Origin of the sequence: Paenibacillus catalpae, from assembly GCF_900112695.1 — a bacterium.
In the GTDB taxonomy this organism is placed as follows: Bacteria; Bacillota; Bacilli; order Paenibacillales; family Paenibacillaceae; genus Pristimantibacillus; species Pristimantibacillus catalpae.
This window is the reverse complement of the sequence record NZ_FOMT01000002.1, coordinates 73,242-97,149: the sequence shown is the minus strand read 5'-3', so window position 1 is coordinate 97,149 and position 23,908 is coordinate 73,242. Positions and strand designations below refer to the sequence as shown.

At 51.7% G+C, this 23,908-nt stretch carries 16 protein-coding genes; 5 read left to right on the top strand and 11 right to left on the bottom strand.

Features of this window, described 5'->3' with window-relative positions; genetic code table 11:
- Positions 1-5 precede the first annotated feature (5 nt).
- From BM200_RS08140 to BM200_RS08110, 6 genes are all read right to left on the bottom strand, one after another.
- A complete protein-coding gene (locus BM200_RS08140; RefSeq protein ID WP_091183775.1) occupies positions 6-1,979 on the bottom strand; it encodes a type 2 periplasmic-binding domain-containing protein in 1,974 nt (657 codons plus the stop codon).
- A gap of 107 nt (positions 1,980-2,086) precedes the next feature.
- A complete protein-coding gene (locus tag BM200_RS08135) occupies positions 2,087-2,989 on the bottom strand; it encodes a carbohydrate ABC transporter permease (protein WP_091183772.1) in 903 nt (300 codons plus the stop codon).
- A gap of 13 nt (positions 2,990-3,002) precedes the next feature.
- Positions 3,003-3,950: an ABC transporter permease gene (locus BM200_RS08130; protein ID WP_091183771.1), complete on the bottom strand. Its 948-nt coding sequence runs from the start codon at positions 3,948-3,950 to the stop codon at positions 3,003-3,005.
- A 192-nt stretch (positions 3,951-4,142) separates the two neighbouring features.
- On the bottom strand, positions 4,143-5,876 hold the full coding sequence (locus tag BM200_RS08125; protein WP_091183767.1) for a sensor histidine kinase: 1,734 nt from the start codon (positions 5,874-5,876) through the stop codon (positions 4,143-4,145).
- 34 nt (positions 5,877-5,910) lie between these two features.
- Positions 5,911-7,599, bottom strand: coding sequence for a response regulator (locus tag BM200_RS08120; protein WP_091183764.1), 1,689 nt, complete (start codon positions 7,597-7,599; stop codon positions 5,911-5,913).
- A 286-nt stretch (positions 7,600-7,885) separates the two neighbouring features.
- Complete coding sequence (locus BM200_RS08110) at positions 7,886-13,033, bottom strand: S-layer homology domain-containing protein (protein ID WP_091183760.1); 5,148 nt, start codon at positions 13,031-13,033, stop codon at positions 7,886-7,888.
- A gap of 268 nt (positions 13,034-13,301) precedes the next feature.
- Between BM200_RS08110 and BM200_RS08105 the strand changes: the two genes are divergently transcribed.
- Together BM200_RS08105 and BM200_RS08100 are read left to right on the top strand one after the other, a co-directional pair.
- Positions 13,302-14,093 carry a hypothetical protein gene (locus BM200_RS08105; protein ID WP_091183757.1) on the top strand — a complete coding sequence of 264 codons (792 nt, stop codon included), beginning with the start codon at positions 13,302-13,304 and terminating at the stop codon, positions 14,091-14,093.
- A gap of 204 nt (positions 14,094-14,297) precedes the next feature.
- Positions 14,298-14,867 (top strand): YdeI/OmpD-associated family protein, encoded by a 570-nt coding sequence (locus BM200_RS08100; protein ID WP_091183755.1) that lies wholly within the window; start codon positions 14,298-14,300, stop codon positions 14,865-14,867.
- Here BM200_RS08100 and BM200_RS08095 read toward each other — a convergent pair.
- A complete protein-coding gene (locus tag BM200_RS08095; protein ID WP_342716350.1) occupies positions 14,864-15,658 on the bottom strand; it encodes a helix-turn-helix domain-containing protein in 795 nt (264 codons plus the stop codon). The genes BM200_RS08100 and BM200_RS08095 overlap by 4 nt on opposite strands.
- A gap of 111 nt (positions 15,659-15,769) precedes the next feature.
- Between BM200_RS08095 and BM200_RS08090 the strand changes: the two genes are divergently transcribed.
- Complete coding sequence (locus tag BM200_RS08090; protein ID WP_091183752.1) at positions 15,770-16,213, top strand: VOC family protein; 444 nt, start codon at positions 15,770-15,772, stop codon at positions 16,211-16,213.
- 152 nt (positions 16,214-16,365) lie between these two features.
- On the opposite strand, the gene BM200_RS08085 is transcribed toward BM200_RS08090, so the two are convergent.
- The 3 genes from BM200_RS08085 to BM200_RS08075 form a co-directional block, all read right to left on the bottom strand.
- The gene (locus BM200_RS08085; RefSeq protein WP_091183750.1) at positions 16,366-16,587 is read right to left on the bottom strand and encodes a helix-turn-helix domain-containing protein; all 222 of its coding nucleotides are present in this window, start codon (positions 16,585-16,587) and stop codon (positions 16,366-16,368) included.
- A gap of 11 nt (positions 16,588-16,598) precedes the next feature.
- On the bottom strand, positions 16,599-17,075 hold the full coding sequence (locus BM200_RS08080; RefSeq protein ID WP_091186175.1) for a DUF2975 domain-containing protein: 477 nt from the start codon (positions 17,073-17,075) through the stop codon (positions 16,599-16,601).
- Between the two features lie 497 nt (positions 17,076-17,572).
- Complete coding sequence (locus BM200_RS08075; RefSeq protein WP_091183748.1) at positions 17,573-18,373, bottom strand: AraC family transcriptional regulator; 801 nt, start codon at positions 18,371-18,373, stop codon at positions 17,573-17,575.
- A gap of 129 nt (positions 18,374-18,502) precedes the next feature.
- Here BM200_RS08075 and BM200_RS08070 point away from each other — a divergent pair, with 129 nt between their 5' ends.
- Positions 18,503-18,955, top strand: a complete 453-nt coding sequence (locus BM200_RS08070) for an SRPBCC family protein (RefSeq protein WP_091183746.1) — start codon at positions 18,503-18,505, stop codon at positions 18,953-18,955.
- 45 nt (positions 18,956-19,000) lie between these two features.
- Here BM200_RS08070 and BM200_RS08065 read toward each other — a convergent pair whose 3' ends face one another.
- A complete protein-coding gene (locus BM200_RS08065; protein WP_091183744.1) occupies positions 19,001-19,942 on the bottom strand; it encodes a hypothetical protein in 942 nt (313 codons plus the stop codon).
- A gap of 192 nt (positions 19,943-20,134) precedes the next feature.
- Here BM200_RS08065 and BM200_RS08060 point away from each other — a divergent pair, with 192 nt between their 5' ends.
- The gene (locus BM200_RS08060; RefSeq protein ID WP_091183743.1) at positions 20,135-23,902 is read left to right on the top strand and encodes an NHL domain-containing protein; all 3,768 of its coding nucleotides are present in this window, start codon (positions 20,135-20,137) and stop codon (positions 23,900-23,902) included.
- Positions 23,903-23,908: the final 6 nt, after the last annotated feature.

Here is a 23,908-nt window from a genome sequence, read left to right as displayed (position 1 = left end):
AGCCGTTATTTCAGCGATTCAAGCTGATCTTTGTTCGTCGTTTTGAAATAATCGTCGATCTTTTTCCGCAAATCCTCGTTGCCGCCGTTTTTCGTCGCGATTTCGCTGAACTGCTTCCACAGCTCTTCGAAATGCGCGTCGTCGCGAGCCGCAAGCGTCTTGGTCAACGCTTTTTCGAAGGCGTCACGGCCTTTCCAGAATTGATCGGCTTCCGGCACGACGCCGAAGAAATTCCAGATCTGCATGTCATTGTTGATTGGTATGCCTAGATCCGAGTACGAATTGTTAGGCAAATTGCCCGGATCGAAGAAGTTTCTCGCCTCGGAAGGCGATATCACCCGATCGTAGCTGTAGAACGGCGAAACTTTGGAGCCGCCCCACATGTAGGTCGGATAATATGGCCAGCCGCTGCCGTAAATGTTCGTTGAGGCCAATCTTGTATTCGCCAGGTTGTAATGGAGTGACTTGCCGTTGTCCTTGTTGTAAACCATGGCATCCTCGAGTTCCTTGTCCTTGAACACGCGCTTGCCGTCTACCTCGTCGAACAAGCCCGCGCTCTTTGGTCCCCAAGTGTACATTTTCTCGCCGACCTCGGATACCATGTAATCCAGGAAGTGAACGACCTGCGGCAGGTCCTCTTCTTTCACGCTGTCCTTGAAGACGACGACGCCTATATTGTTTTTGACGCCGCCCATCGGCGAAATGAATTGATCCGTGTTGACCGGCGAATCCAAGAATACTTTGCGGTACCTGTAAGATTTGCCCGCGGCTTTCATGACATTCTCGTCAGGAATATCGTACAGATAAGCAACCGCGTATTGTCCGTTGTTCAGCTTCTCCAAATGCATCGCGTTGTTCTCGACCAGCGAATTCGGATCCATGACCTTATCGCGCACGAGTTTGTTGAAGTCGTGGACGATATTTTTGAAGAACGGCTGCTGGAACATAAATTCGATCTGCTGCGTCTCTTTGTCGAAGTACGTGAAGTAGTTACTGCCTTTCGGAATGCGGCCATACAGGTTGGCCAGAACGGCCAGCGTGCCCCAGTTGTCTTGACCGCCAAACGCGTAGCTCACTTCGACCGGCTTGCCGTTCTCCGTGATGTTCTCGGTTTTGATTATATTTTGGAGATCGTACAGAAGCTTGGTGAAGTCTTCCGTTGTCTTAACAGGAACATCGTAGATATCCTCTCTGCTGAACTTGCCGCCTTTCTCGACGAACAGCGCATCGATCTCGTCCTGCGTCTTGGCCTCAGGGTACAGCTTCTTCAAGAGGTCATCGCGCACCCAGACGTATTGGTCGGTACCTTCGAGCGCGTTCGGAGTGACGAACGACGGATCCATCATTTTGATCGATCGGTCAGGGTCCCCCATCTGCGTAGGGAACGAATAAATGCTTCCATCCTGATCGTTATTGGTCGAAAAACGTTTGACGTAAGGGAACGTCTCGAAGCTCAGCCTCTTCTGCAGGTTTGGAGCATACTTCTCGATCGCGTCCGTCAAGTCGTAAGCTTTGCCCGCGGCGAACATGTCCTTGAGGCTGCCCATGCCGGAGTCGGTGACGAACGCGAGATCGGGCCAATCGTTCGCCGCGTTGATCATGCCGAGTTTGACGTCGATTGCCTGCCCGCCGTTATCGAAGGAGCCGTCCTTGTCGATCTCGATCCCCGTTACCCGCTTGATCTCCGGACTTACGATATCCTCCGTCGGAACCGGGCGTTTGGCGTCACCCGTGCCGTGCGCATACCAGATTTTCAGCTTGAGCTGTTTGCCCTTCCAATCCGGCAGCTCGGAGCTGTCGGTCACCTCATCGTACATGTCGTAATAGGCTTTCTCTCCGGAAACGTTTTCATTTGTAGCGTTGGCTGGAGCTGCCGTTTCTGCCGGGGTATTGCCTTCGTTCGTGCACCCTGCCGCAAGCGACAACAGCAAAGCTGCGGCCGTACTCAGCGTAACCGTATTGCGCATCCGTAATTTCATGCTTACTCCCCCTAGAATGAATTTGCATCTATATCATGCCGGACTCGTGCATGGGTTTGTTATACCATCCTATCAAATCCGGCATCATACCGTGGTTATTCCTGCCTCTATTCCTTAACTGCTCCAAGTGTAATGCCTTTGACAAAATGTTTCTGAAGAAACGGATACACGATAACGATCGGAATGGTCGTCAATATAATGTTCGCGGCCCGAATCGCCTGCGGCGTCACCTGAGGCTGGGTATTCGCGCCGGACGTAATGCCTGCCCGAATCGCCTCCTGGAACATGCTCGCCATCCGCTCGCCTTCCTTCAGAATCTGCATCAGAATATACTGCAGCGTGTTTAATTTCTGATCCGTGATGAAATAAAGCGTCGTGGTCCAATCGTTCCAGTGATAAACAGCCGTCCATAACGCCATAACCGCAAGGATCGGCATCGATAACGGCACGTAGATGCGCAGCATGATGACAAACTCGTTCGCTCCGTCAATCCGAGCCGATTCGGCAAGACTGTCGGGGATCGTATACAGGAACGAACGGATGATAACCATGTTGTACAAACTGAACGAAACCGGGAGGATATAGACCAGGAAGTTATTGAGCAGGTGCATTTTTGAATAAAGCAGATAGACGGGAATGAGTCCGCCCCCGAAATACATCGGAATCATCAGAAAAATCAGTATGATTCCCTTGCCCTGCAGCCCCTTCAGAGTGAATGCGTAGGCGCAGGTGTACTGAATGAGCAGGGCGAAAGCCGTGCCGATCACGACGCGGAGCACGGAAATGAGCGTCGACTGAATAATGGCGGAGTTCGTAAGCAGCATCTCGAAGTTGGCAAACGAAAGCTCCCGCGGGTAGAAGGTAAGACCGCCGAATTGAGAATCCATCGGATCGTTGAGCGCGTAAGCGAGAACGTTAAGATACGGGAACACCATGGCGACTACGATGAGGATCAGCAACGAGGCGTTGCCGACTTTGAAGATGCGGTACGACAGCGATTCATGATTCAATGGTGCATCCTCCTTACCAGATCGAAATTCCGGTCGTTTTTTTGGAGATCGTGTTGGCTCCGACAGTCAAGAGAAGCGCCACAAGTCCTTGCAAGAAACCCACCGCTGCCGCCATCGAATAATTGCCCTGCTGAATGCCGGACGAATAGACGATCGTCGAGATGACGTCATAGCTGATAAATGCGTTTTGCATCCCGTAGACAAGCTCGAAGTTGCTGTTGAACAACGTGCCAAGAGTGAAAATCAGAAGCAGAATGGTCGTCATCTTAAGTCCGGGCAACGTAATGTACAGATGCTGCTTCCAACGGTTGGCTCCGTCGATCTTTGCCGCTTCGTACAAGCTCGGATCGATAGAAGTAATGGCCGCCAGATATACAACCGTTCCCCAGCCTACTTCCTTCCAGACGCTTAGCAGAAGAAGAAACGGAAGGAACAGCTCCTGTTTGGAGAGAAACATGATTCTCTCGCCTTCTCCGCCCGATAGCTTGAGCAACAGATCGTTAAGCGGACCGTAGAGATCGAAGAACGAGTAGGCAAGGCCAACAACGGCGATCCAGGACAGGAAGTGGGGCAAATAGCTGAGCGTCTGCACGGATCGTTTGAACAGGCCGTCCTTGATCTCATTGATCATTAAAGCAAGAATGATCGGTGCCGGGAAGCCTACGAGAATCGTCAGCAAGCTAAGCTCCAGCGTATTAAAGATCGCCTGCCTCAGCATCGGCGTCTCAAAGATTTCCCGGACGTGCTCGAGCCCGACCCATGGGCTATTCCATAGCCCCAAGAAGATGTTGTAGTCCTTGAAAGCGGCGATAATGCCCGGCATCGGCACGTAAGCGAACACGAAGGTAAGCACGATGGACGGCAGCATGAGCATGTAGCCGAACGAGTTTTTGCGCAGCGCCCGCATGAACCTGCTGCCGGTCGGCTTGGCAGATTGATTGTAGATGATCTCTTTGTGCAATGTTTGTTCCAGCTCCTCTCCTCGTAGGTGTTGCTCTCATTCTAGTCCTTTGCGAATAGTTGATATAGTAAATAAACGGAGCTTCTATAGCTGAATTCGGACATCATCTTAAGCCTGATCGCAAAAAAGAGCCTTTCGCTTTCGCGAAAGACTCCTCTTTTTTCCGCCGGTATCAAACCGCGCTGCCGGCTTTTACGCGGATGCCGGTATGCGGAGCGTCACCGTCGTTCCGTTGCCGGACTCGCTCTCGACATCGATGTCATACGGCTTCCCGTAATAGACCTCGATCCGTTTTCTCGTATTAATCATGCCGTAACCGCCATACATGCTGTCGGTTTCGCCCCGCAGTATGCTGCCGAGCTTCTCCGGATCGATGCCATCCCCATTGTCGGAAATTTTGATCCATACCTCGCCTGATGACAACTCCGGACCAGCCTTCCGTTCGACGCGAATATCGATGCTGCCTCCGGTCTCCCGCCCGTTAATGCCGTGCAATACGGCATTCTCCACGACGGGCTGCAGCAGATGCTTCAGCATGGGCGTATTGCCCAGCCCTTCCTCGATTCTAATCGTGAATTCGAAGTCGATGCCGTAAGCGAATCTCTGCAGCTTCAAATATTCATTCATCATCTCCAGCTCTTGGTCGATCGTAATAATGCTGCTGCCTTTATTAAGCGCGATACGGTAATAACGCACCATGGAATCGATGACGCCGCGAATGCGCTCGTCCCCGCTCAACCATCTCATGGTGGAGAGTGTGTTATACAAAAAATGCGGATTAATGCGCTCTTGCAGAAGCTGGGTTTCGAGCACGGTGCGCTCGGTTTCATAAGCGTTGATTCGCTGATAATAATCGCGCACGCGAACCATTAGCTCATGGAGGACGCTGCCCATGCGGCTAAACTCGTCATCGGTGGTGGAGAACTGCAAATTCTCATTATGCAGCAAATTTTCTACGGTCGTATTCATGCGGCGGAACAATACCTCTAACTTTCGGGTTAAGTAAAACGAAACGATCTCTACCATTAGGAACAGAATCACCATGACCCCGATCAACATGGCAACGGCTCCGATCAGATAAGACTTCAGCTCCCGAAAGACCAGCGACCTGGGAATCTTCATTACAATTTCCCCGATCCCCGACTTGAGCGAATTCCGAATCTCGTACTGATGAGATGAGCCGGCGGCATTGGCATTGGCTGCGGCATTGGCTTCCCCTTCGGTATCGAAACCTGCAATGGGAAACCGTCCTCCTCCAATCGAGGACTCGAATCCAATAGTCGAGTTTGTCGGCAGCTCGACATCGAAGTATCTCCGAATGGACGAGAAGGGCACCCGGATTTCCGTGACGGCTAGCGGTCCGCGGAGAGACGCCAGTTTTTTGTAGAGATAGATAAAGGTCCGATTCTCCGCAGAGCCTTGTCCCTTTAGCGTAGCCAGTCTCCAAATGATGCTGCCCGTATCCGAGGCCAGAATATCCCTCCGGAGCTGGATCCCCCCATCCGGCTCGAAGCTTCCCATTGAGTCGATTCTGCGCAGATAGTCGCCATTCAGCGTATCCTCGCTGAGCGAATAGATAATAACGCTGTCGTTCGACATATCCGCCTTGACTGCACCGGCAACGCTTTGTAAATAATCGTTAAACGAAATAATGCCGACCAGATTTTGATCGGTCTTCGTTTCGAGATAGTTGTTAATATAAAAGTTGCTGTTAATGAACAGCAGCTTGTCGACGTTAGACGTCAGCATATTATCGACCCCCGCCACGCTGCCGGCGAGCTGGGCTTCATTTTTCTCCAGGATGGCGTCAACCTTCTCATTCCAGACGTTGAAGAACAGCACCGAACCTAGAATGAGCATCGGAATCAGCGAAAAGATAAAAATAATGGACGCGATTTTGTGACGGTATTTCCACTTTCCAAACATGCTGCCGAGCCCCTCTCAGGGTACATGCGGCGATTTATCGCAGCATAACCTTGTTTTTATATTCCGCCGGGGTCATGCCGACGTTTTTTTTGAAGGCCAGACAGAAATACGAGGTGTTGACGTACCCCACTTCTTCCGCGACTAGTGCCACCTTGCTGTCTTGCTCCTTCAACAGCCCCTTGGCAATGCCGATCCGGTAGTCGATCAGATAATCGAAGATCGTCTGCCCCGTCTCCTTCTTGAATATATGGTTCGCGTGCCGTCCGCTCAGATACACGGATTTGGAAATATCCTCGATTGTGAGCGGCTCGCTGTAACGATGCCCGATAATTTCGCGTATTTGATCGACGACCTTCTGATTTTTGGTCGGATTGCGCTCAGTCAGCTGCTCCCGAAGCGCCTTTAAGATATGCCGGAGCCACCCTCTCGCTTCCTTTACCGATGAGAGTCCGTTAACCCTGCTCCAGACCGCCGGCTCCTCGCCAAGCAAAAGCCGAAACGATTTGTTCGCCTCTTCCAGCTGCACGCTCGCCAGATTCAGCGTCATAAAGACGAACACCTTAACGTAGCTTTCGCTAGGGGCTCCGCCTCCGGGAACGATCAAATATTTGTCCAGAAATGCGTCGATGCCTTCTTCTCCGCCGTAAGACAACAGCGCCTTCACGTCCCCGTATAACGATTCGAGTCCAGGCACCGCGTCGAACGGGCTGCGCTCCGCCCGGTCCTCGATCTCCGAATACGCGATAATCGGGCTGCTCCCTTCGTAGAAGGTCGTCAAAGCCGCTTGGCGGGCTTGGCGGTATAGCTCCGCCATGTCGGCGAGCGAAGCCGAAGTCTGGCTCATGCCGATGATAACGGAACGGTCCAGCCGCTCCGTTATCATCAGATGCAGGTCCACCGCCGTCTCCAAAAATTGATCGGGCTCACCGAATAGGAGCACGGCAAATGAGTCTCCCGCCATCTGCACCGGATAGGCCGAAACGCGGCGTTCGCGGGATGCTTCCTCGTTCGAAGTATCCTCTCCATCTGCGGCCGGTTCAAAACTTGCCCGTTGCGCAAGCGCGCCAACTGCCTTCTTGATCGTATACGATTGATAGTAGGTGTCTACGACGCTGTGGGACAGCTCCCCGCTTGTCGGCTCCGCTTCCTCCCTGACGTCCAGGGCAAGCATGGCGAAGCTCGAATTGTCCGGTATGGATACGCGAAGGAAGTCAATTCGCTCGCGAATGTCTCCTTCGTCACGGAAATTGCCGAGCAGCAGCTCCTTAAAGAACTGCTCCTGCACGAGCGGGAGCATCCCCTCGAGCTGACGCAGCATGCCGGACCTTTCCCTCTCTCTCCGCTCCCGTTCGGTCATCTCCCCCAGCACGCCCTGCACTGCCGTCTCCAGCTCTCCGGAGATAATCGGCTTAAGCACGTAACCGTAAACGCCGAGGTTAACCGCCGATTTCGCGAATTCGAAGTCGCTGTGGCAACTTGTAAATATGATTTTTATAGCGGGATATTGCTCCCTCACGCGCTCCGCCAGCACGATCCCGTTCATCATGGGCATGGCGATATCGGTCACGATCAGATCGGGATGAAGCTCGCCGACGCTCGCGAGCGCATCCGCTCCGTTAGCGAAGGTGCCAACGACTTCGATTCCGAGCGATGCCCAGTCAACCGCTTGCTTGATGCCCATTCTTTCGTATTTGTTATCATCAACAATGATCAGCTTGAACATAAGCGCTCCCCCTTATCGAAAGTTAAGCGTTTTCATTCTAATGGTAGGATGGTATACACACAAAATCCAGTTCATATCAGGAGAATAGATGCCGGAATTCGGAGCTCTATTATTCTCTTATTATAGCTTGTTTCTCAGCATCGGCATGAGAAAAACTTCTATTGAAGCCCTTCGAATATGTGAAAATGAGTTTTTTGTGATCGATAAACTTTTGCTTTCTGATGCAGCAAAAAAATCCTCCTCATTTTGGCTAATGAGGAGGATTATCGCCTGGCTTAATGGATGATTATTTCTGTTGCCCGTGCGCTGCGTTCATTAACGGACCGTATGCCCAGTGACTCTCCGGCAGATCCGGAAACGTCTGTTCTCCCGTCCATTCCGAGGAGCGCTGCAGAATTCGGGTTATAATGGTAACAGCCTCGGCTTTGGATATGGTCTGGTTCGGCTTGAAGCTGCCGTCGGAATAACCGGTTATTATGCCGTTGCTATAAGCCGTATACAGAGCCGACTGGGCCCAATGTCCTTCAATATCGGCGAATGGCGCATCGCCTTCGGCTGGAGGAAGACTCCGGAGCTTGAGAGCCATCGATAGGAATTCCGCGCGCGTAATTAATCGCTCGGGCTTAAAGCTGTTGTCCGGGTAACCGTTCACGTATTCAAGCTGCGTACAGAAGGCGATGGCCGCCGCATACTCGCGAAGGGAGCTTTCATCACGGAATTTCCCCAGCACTCCTGTATCCAGCTTCGATTGGGGTTTCCCGTATAGACTATAGATGATGTCGGCCACGTCGCCCCTTGTGAGCTTCCGGTCGGGCTCGAGAAGACCTTTGCTATTCGCGGACAAATAAGGTCCGGTATAGCTGATTTCCTCCCCTTTCTCCGGCCAATGCTCTACAGGTTGAACAGGCTGCTGCGGAATGCTGCCGTTGCCCGGCTGACCGGGTTCGCCCGGAGAGGATGGAGTAATCTTCAAACCTGCCACGGCAGAACGAAGCGCATACAGCGCGTTACTGATGTCGATGTTGCGTGGCGACGGTAAGCCTAACCATTCTCCGGCAGCAGTCATGCTGCTGGAATACAACTCCCATGTCTGGCTTGTATAGCTCGAAGCGCTTCTGTTAAGAGCGAGCTCCGCATGGTACAGCCGATCCAGATCAGCGGCATCCACCGAAGCTTCGCCTTCCAGCTGAATCAGATTCTCGACTTCTCCGTCAACCCGGTCTTTGCCTGCATGATACAATTCGTTCCCTACGTTATCAAACGTATTGCCGGTGGTTATGACGCCGTAATCACCTAACGTTACGCTGATGCCCCGGTTAAAGTCCGTTAGGAAGTTGTTCTGCACAAGCAGATTGGTCGCATCGCCGCTATAACCGTCCGTAATCAAGTCAGAACTTTTGAGACCCGACCAGAATACGATTCCGGATTCCTGCGGCGCCTCCGACAAGTTGTTAGGCACGGCGCTTGGCACGCCCGTAAGGGCATTGTTGCGTATTTCGATATTGTAAGCGGCTACCGAATAATACCGGCCCTCGGATCCGTAGCGCTGCGTATTAAGCAGAATGCCGCCCGTGCGGGTTTTCGGCGACACGCCGTCGAACTCGTTGTCTCGGATCGCCACATGCATCGCGGTAACAAGCGCCGCCGATTGCTTTATTAACGCGGTCCATACAAACGCGCCTTCCGTATCGATCGCTTCGTTGTTGGCTACCACCGTGTCGACCGCATTGCCAAAAATATAAATTCCCTTGCTCGTATTTTCCGCAAAATTGTTGTAGATGGTTACATTGTCATTGGGCGAAATAAGCGTAAAGACGCTGTTTCCGTCCGGAACGACATCCCAGCTGCCCTTAATCGTGATGACATTGCCGTCGATGCTATCCACTTCCCGCCATTGCCCCATTCCCCGGCCGTCCGTAATCTGCACGCCCAGCGTGTTGTACATGATGGAGTAGTCCCGATGCGGCACAAGCGAGGCTGTCGTCAGCGTGTTCTCGGTTGCATGAATGACGTATCCCGAGTTAAAGTTCCCTCCCGGGCTGTCTATCGCATAACTTTCTCCATCGTTATAATCGCTTCCCACGTCGTATACCTGATTGCCTTCCATATGCACGTTGGCGCGGGCGAACAGGCCATGCGAATCCTTCAGCAATCCCGCTTCCCATCCGCGGCCGTGTACGATGTTGCCTTTCATGAACGAGTAGTTGGCTACGGTCTGCAAGTAGCCTTCGTGCGCATAGTTGAGCTTGTTATTATAATACGTCGTGTATTCATTGAGATAAGCATGCGTAATGCCCGCGGACCAGCCGCTCAGCTCGGAGTCGCGAACGATAAACCGTTCTTTGCCGATAATGACGACGGCCAGCCCCCGCATGCCCGCGTAAGGATCCGGATTCGCCTGCCCGTAGCCGGTATCCAGCGTATAGTCTAACTTAATGTTGTCGATAAACATTTCGCTGGCCGTTCGCAATGCCATGTTGCCGGCCGCTTCGCTCCAAGGCTGCCCGAACGCGAAAAACATATCCGGACGTTTGGCGTTATCGGAAAGTCCGACCGTAAATCCGGACACGCCGTAACGGCCTTCTACAGCGCCATCGCCTTCGGATTCGAACATATTGACACCCGTACCCGAATAGACGAGATGCGTCGAATTCTTGTCTTCACCGAGCAGCACGATGTCCGCATACATCGGAACCCGGCTCAGCACGTAGGTGCCCGATGGAAAGAACACAACTCCGCCGCCGGAAGCCTTAGCCTCCTCGATCGCGTCCGTCACGGCAGCGGTATCGTCCTCGCCGTCTCCCTCGACGGCTCCGAAATCGGTGACGTCATACCGATTATCCCAATTGAACCGGTCTGCCCAAGCAACGCCTAAGCCAAGCGGATCCCGGCCTTCTTCCACAATTTGAAGCGTTTGTCCGCTGGCCAGCGGCGCCCAGATCGCGCCGTCATTGTTGCTCACCTCTACCTTATAGCTGCCGATTGGCGCCTTTACGTTAAATTGCAAGGAATACGGCGAGTACTGCACGATTTCCTGCTCGACCGAACGGGAGGCATTAACGAGACGCAAGCGCGTAACCGAGTCCAGTCCAAACTGCTCTGCCATCAAGTTGCGTCCGGATAAATCGATCGTCTGGCCTTCCCATGCTTCATATTCGGAGATGAACAGCGGACGGGCGGCGTTTAGTAACGATGGCTTGCTCCATCCGTGTCCGTTGTTAATCCAGACCGCGTATACTCCCTCAGACAGCTGCGCTGGAAACTCGGCTACTAGGAAGTAACCGTCGCGCTGATCGTATTGCTTAATCGCCGCGGGCGTTCCGTCTGCCGGCGGCGATGCCGGCAAGGAGCCGTTGTAAGTCTTCATGACGACCTGGATATCGTCAGGCTCGTCGGCTTTTAATCCATAGCCGTTAATGGAAATCAGTTCGCCCGGCTTCACCGCATCCGAGAGCTTGTAGACGACCGGCGGAAGCTCCCAAGCCTTGCTGCCAATCGTCAACGCCACATCTTGGGTCGCCTGCGCCAATTGATCCTCGTCGTCTGCAGCGAACGAAGCCGTGACGGTAAAGGTTCCCGAATATTCAGGCGTGATGCTGAGCGTCGCCTGCCCGTTGCTGTTGGTTACGGCTGTTCCTAAAGCGGCGGGAATATAGTCCCCGACCGTTCTGCCCGACAAGGTGAAAGCGATCGTTTTGCCGCTCACCGGGACTCCTCCGGAAGACAACGCTACTTGAAGCTCGACAAGAGATCCCGAGCCGGACACTTCATAGGCCGGCAACTCAAATTGCAGGGCTGTGGCTTGATAGGACGGCATATCGACGGACACGACGCTGTCGCCGGGCAACGAATTACGTTGTCCGTCCTTGACGCGCAATCTGTAGTAGTACGTGCTGCTCGATCCCAGATTGGAATCGACATAAGTGCCGTCCGCAGCCGCCGTCGTACCTACCTGCACGAAAGGACCCGCGGCCTGAATGGAACGTTCGATGACCGCGATCGAGTCCGCATCCCCGCCGCTCCAGCTCAGCTTAGCGGATCGCGGAGATTGATACTCGCCGGTCAGCCCCGAGAGGTCGTAAACGGCAGGCTCGTCGAAGAAAAACGCCTGCGGACCGAAGGTCATGTCGCTGTCTGCTTTAATGACCTGAAGCGTAAAGCTGCCTTTGACCATATAAGTCAAATAAACACCGCCGCTAAATACATCCGGCGTTATCGACTGGTTCGGAAGCATCGCGTTTCCATTGTTGTCCAGGAAGGCAAGCTCCACCGGATTTTGCGGAACCGCATTGCTATAGATCGTGAATTGATGCCAATTCTGATCGTTCAGCTCGAAGCTGAATTGCCCCGGTGAACCACCACCTCCATAAGTGTCATGTTTGGCCGGAGACCCGGCATCGTCCGGAACGCTTAAGCTGGCTTCGTCGTTTGTCGAGCTTCTCGCCCACAAGCTACCGTTGACGTTGTACGTAAATTGATTCAGATAATCCGGCTCCGACACGTAATCATAGATCGTCGGATCCATAAACAGCCACGTTCCCCAAGCCGGATTATCGCCCGGAACGGCATCGGGATAGTTATACCCGAGCAGAATGTGTCCGTCCTGTCCATAATTTCCAATCCAATTCCCTTTGGTCGATTTGTCGACGCTGACCTCAGACGCGCCGGAGACGGGATCAAAGAACATGCCGGACGGTCCTTCGCTCCAAGCCCCCATCACTTCAAAGACGAAGCTCCCTTTTACTTTGAACGTGATGTATGCGCCTTGATTTCCCAGGCTGTCCACCTCTTCCGGCAATCCTGGCGCATCGGCCAGCGGAGGGTTAAGCGTTTTCATTCCTCTGAACGTATTTACGAGATTATTGCCGTCCAAATCCTTTATCGCATAATACTTGTAGTTCATGTCCCCCGCAAAATAAACCGAGAACAAATGCTCCTCGTTATCCTCAAGCGTGAAGGCGAACTGCCTTATATCTCCATCGCTGCCTGGTGTCCCTCTTGAAATAAAGGCATTGGTCTTGGCAAGCGCGCTGCCGGAAGGCGGATCCAGCACGGCTGCGTTAGCGCCGGCATCTTCCGACTTGACCCATGCCCGCGCCCCTTCGGTCACGCGATAGATGCTGCCTTCTTGCTCCTGCACGTATGCCGGTTTAACGGCCACGTCGCTGTCATACAAAGCAATTTCCTTGCCTGAGTCTCCCTGATTCTCCAACGGCACGGCATCTCTGCCTGCATAGCCAAACAACACGTACCCGTCGCGGCCGTATGAGCCGTTCCACCCGCCGCGTGTCGTCAGATCGTATGCGCTGATTACTGCACTTGGGCTTCCCGAGGCTTCCGCTGTCCTTGAGGCGGGCAACGGCGCAAAGGTCATCAAAAAGGTCATCACAGCAATCATCAGAGCGGCCCATCGTTTCGTCCTTGTCTGCTCCACTTTTGTTCCTCCCTCTTTTCATTTTAAGAATTGGTCGATTTACGCCTAAAGTATAGCCCTCTCGAGATACCGGAAATAGTGAATATTCGGATGACCTATTGCGATATCCGGATATTCTCACTCCTTTCATGCAAATAAGACTGCTTCCTATCATGCAGGAAGCAGTCTTACGTCTAATCATTTCAGTTCCATTTAAGGTACCCGTTCCATAATAGGTCTTGTCGGCAGGACAAACACAAATAAACAAACATACTAGGAGGAATAGGAAATGAACAAATACTTAAAAACAATCGGGATTACGGCTACGCTGGCGGTAATGGTTCCATTAAGCGCATTTGCTGCAACTGACTCCGCTTCGACAACTGGTACTTCAACAACCGCGCAGGTCCAAACGGACAGCAGCACCAAATCATTTGACGGCAAACACGGCCGCGGCGGATTTGGCACTAAATTCATTTCCGACTCCGTACTTACGCTGCTTAACCTTGATCGTGAAACGCTCAATGAGAAGCTTGCTGCAGGCAGCACCCTTGCGGAAATTGCTGCAGAGCAAGGCGTTTCAAATGATGACCTCAAAGCAGCGCTGACAACGGCCTTCGAAGAGCACCAAACTGCTGAAAAGGATCAATTCTCTGCAAACCTGGATACTATGATTACCTCCGAACAACTCGCTCAAGGACGTAGAGGCGGCAGAGAGAACGGGTTTGGGTACAGTCTGGACGAGGTTGCGACTGCGCTGAATTTAACCGAAGACGAATTAAAGGACGAGCTGCAGGCCGGCAAAACAATTGCTGCCATAGCTGAGGCGAAAGGAATTAGTGAAGATACTGTAGTCAGTGAAATTGAAGCAGCCATCAACGCTCAAATCGATCAAGCTGTCACCGATGGCAAATTAACGGCAGACGAAGCAGCTGCGAAAAAAGAGACATCCGCTGAACAAGCTCAAAGCATCGTAAACGGTGAATTCCCGCTCAAAGGTGTTGGCGGCCATCGTGGCGGTGGGATGAAACCGAACACCGCAGCGGGAACAGATAGCGCAACAACTGAAACTAACGCTTAACGATACGAAAAGCCCTGTTATCATCGTTTGATGATGGCAGGGCTTTTTTTTATTTTCATATTTGTTCACCGCGCACTCGTTTTCGGCGGCTTGTTGATGTTGCGCCGTACTCTGCGGTTTTTTGTAATACGCCGCGCATGCATGTTGGTATCTTTAAGTCAGATAGATGAATAACAAAACAAATTCGAAAGGGGCATGTGACAAATGACTATATCCGATGCGGTGGATTTTATCGATTTTACCAACTCCAGGGAGTGGGATTCATGGCTGGCGGAGCATAGCGACCGGCAAGGCGAGGCATGGCTTCGGATCGCCAAAAAAAGCTCTGGAATCCCGTCGTTCACCATTCAGGAGGCAGGCGATATCGCACTTTGTTACGGCTGGATCGACAGTCACCGGCGGTCATTCGACGAACGATATTATCTGCAGCGGTATTCTCCTCGGCGCTCGAAGAGCCCTTGGTCTTTGGACAACGTGAAGAAAGCGGAGCAGTTGATCGAGACCGGACAAATGAAGGAGCCGGGTTACGCTGAGATTCACCGCGCGCAGGCGGACGGGCGATGGGATGCCGCATACGAATCCCAAAAAACGGCGGCGATTCCGCCGGATCTCGCGGCCGCGTTAGAGGAGCATACGCATGCGAAGCAGGCATTCCACCGGCTAGACAAGAGCGCCCAATACGCCATGTTTCTGCCTATTTTGAAAGCAGCGACGTCCGGCATCCGATCGTCTCGGCTTAGGAAAGTGATCGCCAAGCTGGAAGTAGTCCGTTAAACTTCATCGCGTACGGACGATGCAGGGTTGCGGAGTTCTCTTTTGTATTGCGCAGGCGTCTTGCCCAGAACGCGCTTGAAGTCCGAGATGAAGTGCTGCTGACTGCTGTAACCAAGCTCGTAAGCGATATCCGCCCAATCAGGGGCATCGTATGCGCGAATGGACGAAGCCGCTTGCAGCAGTTTGTTCCTTTGGAGCTGCCACTTGATCCCGATACCGACGTATTGCTGGAATAACAGCTGGAGCCACCTCTCGCTCATGCCGGACCATTGCGCCACTTCCTTCACTGTCTGCATGCCATCCTTTTCGATAGCCTCGATAATGCGGCTCACGATCGCGATTTGAGGGTCGTCTTGCGGGTTTCGGGCTTGCAAAAGATCAGCCAGCGCGCCGACGGCGGCGGCATCGTCCAAGGAGAGCGTGCGTTCAACGAAAGCTTGATCGGCATCTGCGAAAATGTCCTGCAAAGCAATCGTCCCGTTGTGCAGACCCGCCAGCGACCCGTTCCGGAACGCGTGGAACGCGCCGGGATGAAACCTCGCGCCGATAATGCGACCGCTGTCAGCCGCTTCGTAGTCCCGCCGGTTCCGGTACGTGCACTGGATGCCCGATTCCTGATGGGAGACGAATACGTCAACGTAGGGGCGGTGCATGACCTGTTCGGAAATATAGGGCTGGCCCGTCGTGTTGTGCCAGCGAATCGTCCAGAAATGGAGGACGAACGACGTTAAGCCATCTGGCGGCTGATACGTATCGAACGCGATGTGATGCTCGAACCCGGCGGGATCCATTTGCCCGAGAGACTTATACCCGGATGCGGATTTTTGTAATACGGTACCCATGACATCACCTACAATCGGTTATATACCATCCAATTTACCATAATAAAGGAGAAATGAATAATGACGAACGCAACGACTTTACGAGGAATGGCCAACGTTAGCTTCTGGGCGGAGGACGTGAATGAGGCGAGAGCTTGGTATACGAATCTTCTCGGAGCGGAGCCCTATTTTCAAGCCCCGAATCCGAACACTCCCGCATATATCGAGTACCGGATCGGCGATTATCAGAACGAGCTCGGCATCATCGATAAAAAGTACGCGCCTCCGGCCGCTAATATGGCGGGGGCGGGTGGCGCGACGCTGTATTGGCACGTGGACGACGTGGCCTGCATGCTGGAGAGGTTGAAAGAGCTCGGCGCCACCGAGTACGAACCGCTGACGGAACGCGGCGTGAATTGGTTCACGGCATCGGTGGTTGATCCATTCGGCAACATTATCGGCTTGATTCACAGCCCGCATTATCGGGAAGTATGGAGCGCCATGCAGCAGGCGCAGACCAGATAAACGAGATCCCATCCGTAGCACGGCTAAATTCGCTTAATTAGGGTGTGCAACTGCCGAAGCGATTCAAAAAGGCTGCGGAGAGATGTTTCTGACAGCCTACAAACTCCTCTCCAACAAAAAAAAGCAGCCAATCTTGGCTGCTTCTACATCCACTACTCTGAACTCTCTTCGTCCATTCTGTACTCCAAAATATCCCCCGGCTGACAATCCAAAGCTTTGCAAATCGCTTCTAACGTTGATAAGCGGATAGCCTTGGCCTTTCCATTTTTCAAAATGGACAGATTGGCCATCGTTATTCCAACCCGTTCCGAAAGCTCGGTAACACTCATTTTCCTCTTGGCCAGCATTACGTCAACATTAATTATAATCGCCATGTTATTCCACCTCAGATCGTTAAATCGTTTTCTGATTTTATATCGATGGCATTTTTCAGGAGCTTCTGAAGAACGGCCGCAAAGACGGCAATCACCAAGGAAGCAAAGATAACGACTAAACCGATTACGATAAGACCTGGGGCGTCGTCCTCATCCGCAATAAAAAAGAAGAATGGCTCGGCTGCCGCATACAAAATACAGATTGCAATACCGCAGTACTTAATATTCTTTAGAGCCTTCACTGATAATTCGGAGAAAGCCTGGTTCTTGTCAATATAGCCAAGCAGCTTGAATGCCTGATACAAGGCAATATAAAACGGTATTGCCGATAGATACATCGCAATGATAATCGGATACACCCAATAATCCGGCCAAGCAGCCGTAGCTTCCTTCGTTATCGCGGGCAATCCGAAAATACACAATGCAAGAACCGGCAGCCCCATAAGGATCACAGTCACCTTCAAAAAAAGTGTTGTTCCCCGTTCCACAAACATGCACCTCACTTCATTATTGTCGATTCGAATGTAACACAATATTTATCGTTTTACAATATATTTTACTCGTTTTAAAGAAAATTATGATTGTTTACCCATCTACTATTTTACACAAAAAAGACAGCCGTCGCATCCGAAGGCTGCCGCCATGAATTCCAGTATCACTTTTTATGGGTAAAAATACGATAGCAAAAATAGGCTGCACATGCTATACCGAGAAATTCAGTAACGCCAAACAACACCCAGATAACTGTAATCAGTGTAGCACTAGGGCCGTTGCCAACGGGTCCAATTTTAGGGGCAAAAAAATGATGCAGCTTCCAAAACCCGTAAAAAATGAACCAAATTGATACCAACAATCCAGCAACATGTTTTCTCATTGCAAGTCACACCCGCATCTCATAAATTCGTAATGAAAAAGGCTGCCGATATGACATACCGACAACCCGTTCTTCGTTAAACTACAATACAATTCCATTAATTAGAAGGCTTTACACGCCCGTCAAATACTGCTCCGGTGACCGCCCTATTACCGCCTTGAAGTCCTTGCTGAAATGCGCCTGATCGTGATACCCAAGTTCTGCCGATAACCAGGCTAAATCCTGGGCTTGTCCAAGATCCATCGCCTCAGCGGCGTTCTGCAGCCTATACAATCGGATGACCGACTTGGGGTTAACGCCTACATATTTGGCGAACAAACGCTGGAGGCGACGGATGTTCATATCATACTCCCGTGCAACCTGTTCTACCTTGCAGACTTCACGGTTGCCCGCCACATAATCGATGATCTGATTCACTAACGTAATATGGTCATCATAAGGCGGGAGCTTGGCAGCCAATAGCTGATCCACCACTTGAATCATCCGCTGATCATCCGGCTGCGCAAGGACAAGCGCTTCAAGCGCCGAACCATCAATCCCTAAAATAGCAGCAACCTCCACCGGTTTTACAGTCAATTCGGACAGCTCCCTATTCACAAAAGGATACAGCCCTCCCGGCCGAAACTTGACGCCAAAGACGATCCCGCTTCCCTTGAGCAGATAGGAGAACTTCTCTTTGCCCGGCCCATAGAAAAAGGTCTTGCCCTGCTCCACCACCAGATTGGCACAGGGATTGGGCACAACATGCTGCCAATAAGGTTCATCATGATCCAAATTCCACTGGACGATCCAATAATGTTTGATAAAAGGTGACAACAATTCCGAGGCCGGATAACGCTCCAGCCGGAACTGATCTCTCGCCCCGTTAAGTCCAAGAACGCCCATACTGGGCCGGGCTGCTGCATGGCTCATCCCTTCACTCCCGTTCTTGTCGCGTTTTTACAATACTTAGAAAAAAGCTCGTTTTATAATGAGTTTACCATACATCCTAGAAGAAATTCGCCGGATAAAATCACAGGTTCTGAGGAGGACACAAAAAAGATGGAACTAAAATATGAATACTATATCCTTGCAACACCCGAGCAAGTCTGGCAGACGCTCGTCAGCCCGGAAGGTACCCGGAGCACCTTTTTCGGTACCGTATTGAACTCGACCTTAGAGCCCGGGGCAGCCTTCGAATATGTCGGCCCCGGAAACGACGGCGAGAATACGGTGCATGTTTACGGCACCATTCTTGAGGCCGTTCCGGGCAAAGTACTCCGCTATGTAGAGCATCCAGGACCCTCTTACAGGGACAACCATGCCGAGCTCGAATCAAGAGTAACCTTCACCTTGGAGACGGTAGGCAACTGCACGAAGCTGACGCTTATTAATGATGAATGGACGGAGAATCACCCCTCCTTGGCCAATACGCAAGGGCACTGGTGGATGATGCTCAGCAACATTAAGACGTATACCGAGACTGGAAAGACACTGGATTTCGGCTGGTCATAACGACACAATGGCTGCCCCCATCGCTTGGGAGGCAGCCATTGGCCATTAAGGAGCCCAATATCTATTGCTTAACAAATTCGTGTCCTGAAGAGCACCCTCTTCTTCTTGTAAAACAAATAGGTTCTCGCCTTCCGCACCAGCCCAAGCTATCCCGAGCAGCAGTCCTTCGTCCGAATGGGCAAGGAACAGCACCTCGAAACGTCCGGGATCATCTCCGCCGTCTACTCTCCAAGTACCCGACTCGTTATAGGTTGCAGGGAAATCCTTGAACAGCACTTTTTCGCCGCTCACGTAAGCGAGGCTTGCCAGCATCTCATCCCCCTCACGTTCGAATACAAATAAAGCTATTTTCTCTTTCGCCGATTCGGATAGAATGCTGCTCGCCGTAACTTTCCGTTTTTTTAAAGCTTCAATGCGGGCAATCGTATCGGCATCCGCCTGCGAATATTGCCCGTCTTCCGTACTCGTTAATTCCATTAATGAACCTTTGCTAACGACGCCTTTCCTCGCTAACATATAGGACTTGTTTGATAGGAGAGTCCCCTCCTTCACCTTATAAATATATCCGTCCATATTATTGAAATTATTAATCGTTTGTCTGTTCGTATCCTGATCATTGGCCTCCTGATGGCGGACAAACTCGATCTCTATCAGCTCCCCGCCATTTCCTACAGCCGTGTCAAACTGCTCGGGATTGTTGAGTTCGGTCCCGCTGTCGATTGGAATAGTAATCAGCTGCTCCCCGGTCTCACCCGCGAACCCAAACACATTGTCCAGACGGTTAAGCTTGAGATCTACAATAGCCGTTCCATCAGGCGTTTCGCTAGGCTGCGCTTCCGGTGTTTCTGTACCTGGCGCCGTTGTTTCAGCCGAATCAGTAACCACGGGTGTTGGTGTTGGCTTCGGTTCATTATCCGCCGAGTTACCGCATCCGGCCAGCAGCAGCAAACTTACAACTCCTCCGATCCATATGCCCCTGTTCCTCATCTTCAACCTCCTTAAGATGAATATCCCTACAGCTACCTTATCATACGATGGAAAATATGGAAAACGGCCGCCCCAGACTGTAGTATTGCGGTTTGAAGTATTATTCATCCCCTTAGTAATAAATCGCGTTAACAATACTAATTTATGGTAGAATAAGTTTGCTATTTTATAGTATGAACCGGGGGGATTATCGTGTATAAAGGAAAGCAGCTTGGATTCATAGCATTAATTATTCTATTAATAGGAAATTTTGCAGGAGGGGCCAGCTTTGCCGGAATAGCTTCGGCGGCTGACCGGACAGCCGTTAACGGATTACCGCTGGGCAGCACAGTGACGCTTGCGGGTGGTCCAGACCGGAACGCATTGGCGGAGCTGGAAGATGCTTATCGCCAGCCAAGCGGGATTGTTCAGCTGAAGGATGGTTCCATCCTGATAGCGGATACCGCTAATCATGCCATTAGACGGATCGCGGACGGCCAGAGCCAGATCTTTGCCGGCGCATCCTTGTCTAATAAACGGGACGAGAATGGTCTTCCTGCCGGAGCTCTGCTGGACGGACAAGCAAAGCTGGCATTCTTTAATCAGCCTGCGGGACTTGCGGTTAACGCAGCAGGCGATGTCTTTGTGGCCGATGCAGGCAATAACGCCATTCGAAAAATAGACAAGTCTGGAAATGTCACGACCGTGGCGGGTTCCGGCGTTCAGGGCTTCAAGAATGGCAAAGGCGAAGCTGCTTCCTTCAGTCACCCGCAGGATGTGGCTATTGCAGCAGATGGTACCCTGTACGTGGCTGACACGTTAAACCATGTCATCCGCCGTATCTCTCCTCAAGGCGAAGTAACAACAATTGGCGCCGCTTCCACACGGGCTGTTGAACCGCGTTCGGGCGTAGCCGTACCTGCAGGCAGCTATAAGAACGGTTCGCTGGCAGAAGCGCAGTTTAATGAACCATCGGGACTGGAACTTGATGAGCAAGGAAATTTGTATGTAAGCGACTCGGGTAATCAGGCGATTCGTTATATTAATTTCGTCAAAGGAAGCGTAACAACGGCAGCAGGCGCGGAGCCCGCTTATGCGCAAGGAGCTCTATATGCTGATTATGGCTTTGCAGACGGTGCGGCCGCAGCGGCACGCTTTCACTCGCCGCGCGGTCTTGCATGGTCGAAGGAACAGGGACTGATTATTGCGGATGCGCTCAATCACGCCATTCGTAAGTTGAAGGATGGCAAAGTAACTACCCTTGCTGGAGCATTAAACGGTGAAGGAAGCTTCTCCGACGGTATTGAAAGCGAAGCCCGATTGAATACGCCATCAGATGTGACCGTCACGCAAAGCGGCAAACTGCTGATTGCAGATACCAACAATGCCGCCATTCGGCAATGGACAGGCTATACGCCTCCTGCTGCATGGAAGAAAGGAAATATCGCTGTAGCATACGGCGAAAAGCTGCTTGCCTCCGACGTTGCTCCCCTGGTCAAGCAAGGACGGGTAATGCTGCCGGTCCGTGCGGTTGGCGAGCTCCTCGGCTTCACCCTGGCTCAAGCCGATAACGGAAGAATTCAGCTTAAAAAAGACAGCCGGACCATCTATCTGACCCCCGGTAACCGGAATGTTGTTATCGAAACAACCGGAAGCGCAAAACGTACTCTGACGGCAGATGTTGCTCCTTACGTCCTTAAAGGCCATGTCATTGCGCCGCTTCGGCTGCTCGCAGAAATCCTGGGCAAGGACGTGCAATGGGCAGGCAGCGATAAGCTCGTTATTATTCGGGACCTAAAGCATGCTGCCGTATCTGGCACGGCTGCAGCAGACGCTAAGCGGACTGATCCGAGCTCAGCAAGATTAATGGAGATTACGGCTCTTCGCGGTGAATCCAAGGTGAGCTTTGGCGGAGCCTTAACCGTAGATGCCTATGTTGGCATGAAGCTTGGAGAAGGCGCCGTGCTGGAAACAGGACCAAAAGCCACTGCCCAGCTGCGCACGCTGGATAAAGGCGACGAAATAGCCGTAGGATCGGGCACTGTATTGGTTGCGACCGAATTACGCGGTACGGAAGGCATTCTCATTACACGTCTAAACGTCGTTGCCGGACATATTTACCCGCATGTTGCTGACTTAACGCATTCGGCGGATCGATTCGAGGTTCAGACCGGCCAGATGACCAATTCCGTACGCGGCACACAATTTATGACCTCTGTTGATCCATTAACAGGTCAGACGAAATTAGTTGTAGTCAGCGGTAAGGTAGCCGTATCTAACGGCAACGGCAATACCGAACAATCTGGCCCGCCAACTTATATCTACCCTTCACAGCAGATTACACTAGACAAGGACGAGGATGAGCCTCTTGATCTGAGTGTCAACTTTATTAATGTGGAGGATTTAGTGCGGATGGCATCCCCGGATGTCCTAGCGGAAATCTTGCGGAACAAAGCCGAAATTGATAAGGAAAACGAAGCTTATCTGGAGGGGCTCAAGAAGCAGGCGGGTTCCCCGAAAGATCCGACTATTCCAGACTGGTTAACACAGGAAATGCTGGATAAGTTACAAAACAATTTCGAACAGCTAATTGGCAATATAGCCAAGGATGCTTTAGCTAAGAACAAAATATCCAAAGAAGAACTAATCAAACTTATTGAGGAAGCAAACAAGAAGCCGGGCAGCGACGGTAAGAAGCTGGACCTCGACTCCGTAAAACCACTGGATCCGTCAGCTGGCTTAGATCCCCGTTTGGAAGCAGAACGGCAGTCAAAGCTTAAAGAGCTCCAAGAGGAAAAGAAAGCAAAGCTTGAAGAAGAGCAGAAAAGGCTTGAACAGCTGCAAGCCCAGCTTGGCTCGAAGCTGAATCAATTGGAGGAGCAGCGCAAGAAGCAGGAAGAAGCAAACAAAAGGGCATTAGAGGAATTAAAAAAGAAAGCAGAAGAAGACCTGCTAAGGCAGCTCAACGATAAGCTGCAGGAAGAGTTCCGGAAAGCTCAGCAGCAAGCAGAGCTTGAGAAAAAGATGCAGCAAAATGGTTATATTGTAACGAGTGCGTCACCGCCTGTGTGGGCCCCTCCTACAACACCGGTCTTCACACCGCCTCCAACGTCAACGCCGGAGCCTCCGGCGACGCCAAAGGTAGAGATTCATTATAGTGATGACGCGGCTACCGAGATCCGGGCAGGCCATAACAACTATTTCCAATCGCTGTATTTTGGAACAGAGCATATCGATTTGAATACCGAAGTGCAGGTTAAGGTTACGCTCGAGAAGGATGGCCAGCCGGTCACCGGAATTCCTGTGAAGTTTAATGAATCGATGGTCGAATCCAACTCCGAGGGCAGCTTTATTTTGCGCAAATCATCTGATGAGAACTATAAGCTAGGCGAGCTGCAAGCGTCAGAGGATGCCCTGATCAACTACAGATCGACCTTGAAGGATGCCGGACAGTATACGGAGAAAACAGAATTGCTTAACGTTGCCGGGGCAGATCCGGTTGTACTGGGCAGCTTCACGCGTACGCTGACTGTCACTCCGAATGCGACCTTCGTCTTCGATTATGGGCACGTGGAATTCTATCAAAATGTTGAGGAATTATGGAAATTCCAATCAAATGCCTATGGTCTCGCAGAGGATGCCCAAGTAGGCTATCGAATCACATGGACAGGCCCGGATAACGAGCCGGTTACAGGTCAGGTCATGCGTCTGTTTATTAGACCGCATGATTCCGAAGCGGATGTTGATGCCATCGTCATGGAAACTAACAATGAGGGCTCTGCTCTGCTGCAATTATCAAGCACCGGTGCAGGCACGGCAGGTAAATGGGATTTGGCAGGCGGTGGAATCGATATTTCGTTAACCAGCACATTAGCCGTGGAAGGCAGCTACCAGATGACCGTTCAGCTTGTTCAATTGGGCGACAACATGGACATTGGTGAACCGATGTCGTGGAGCTTCCTCGTTAATCCAACCTCTTAAACAGAA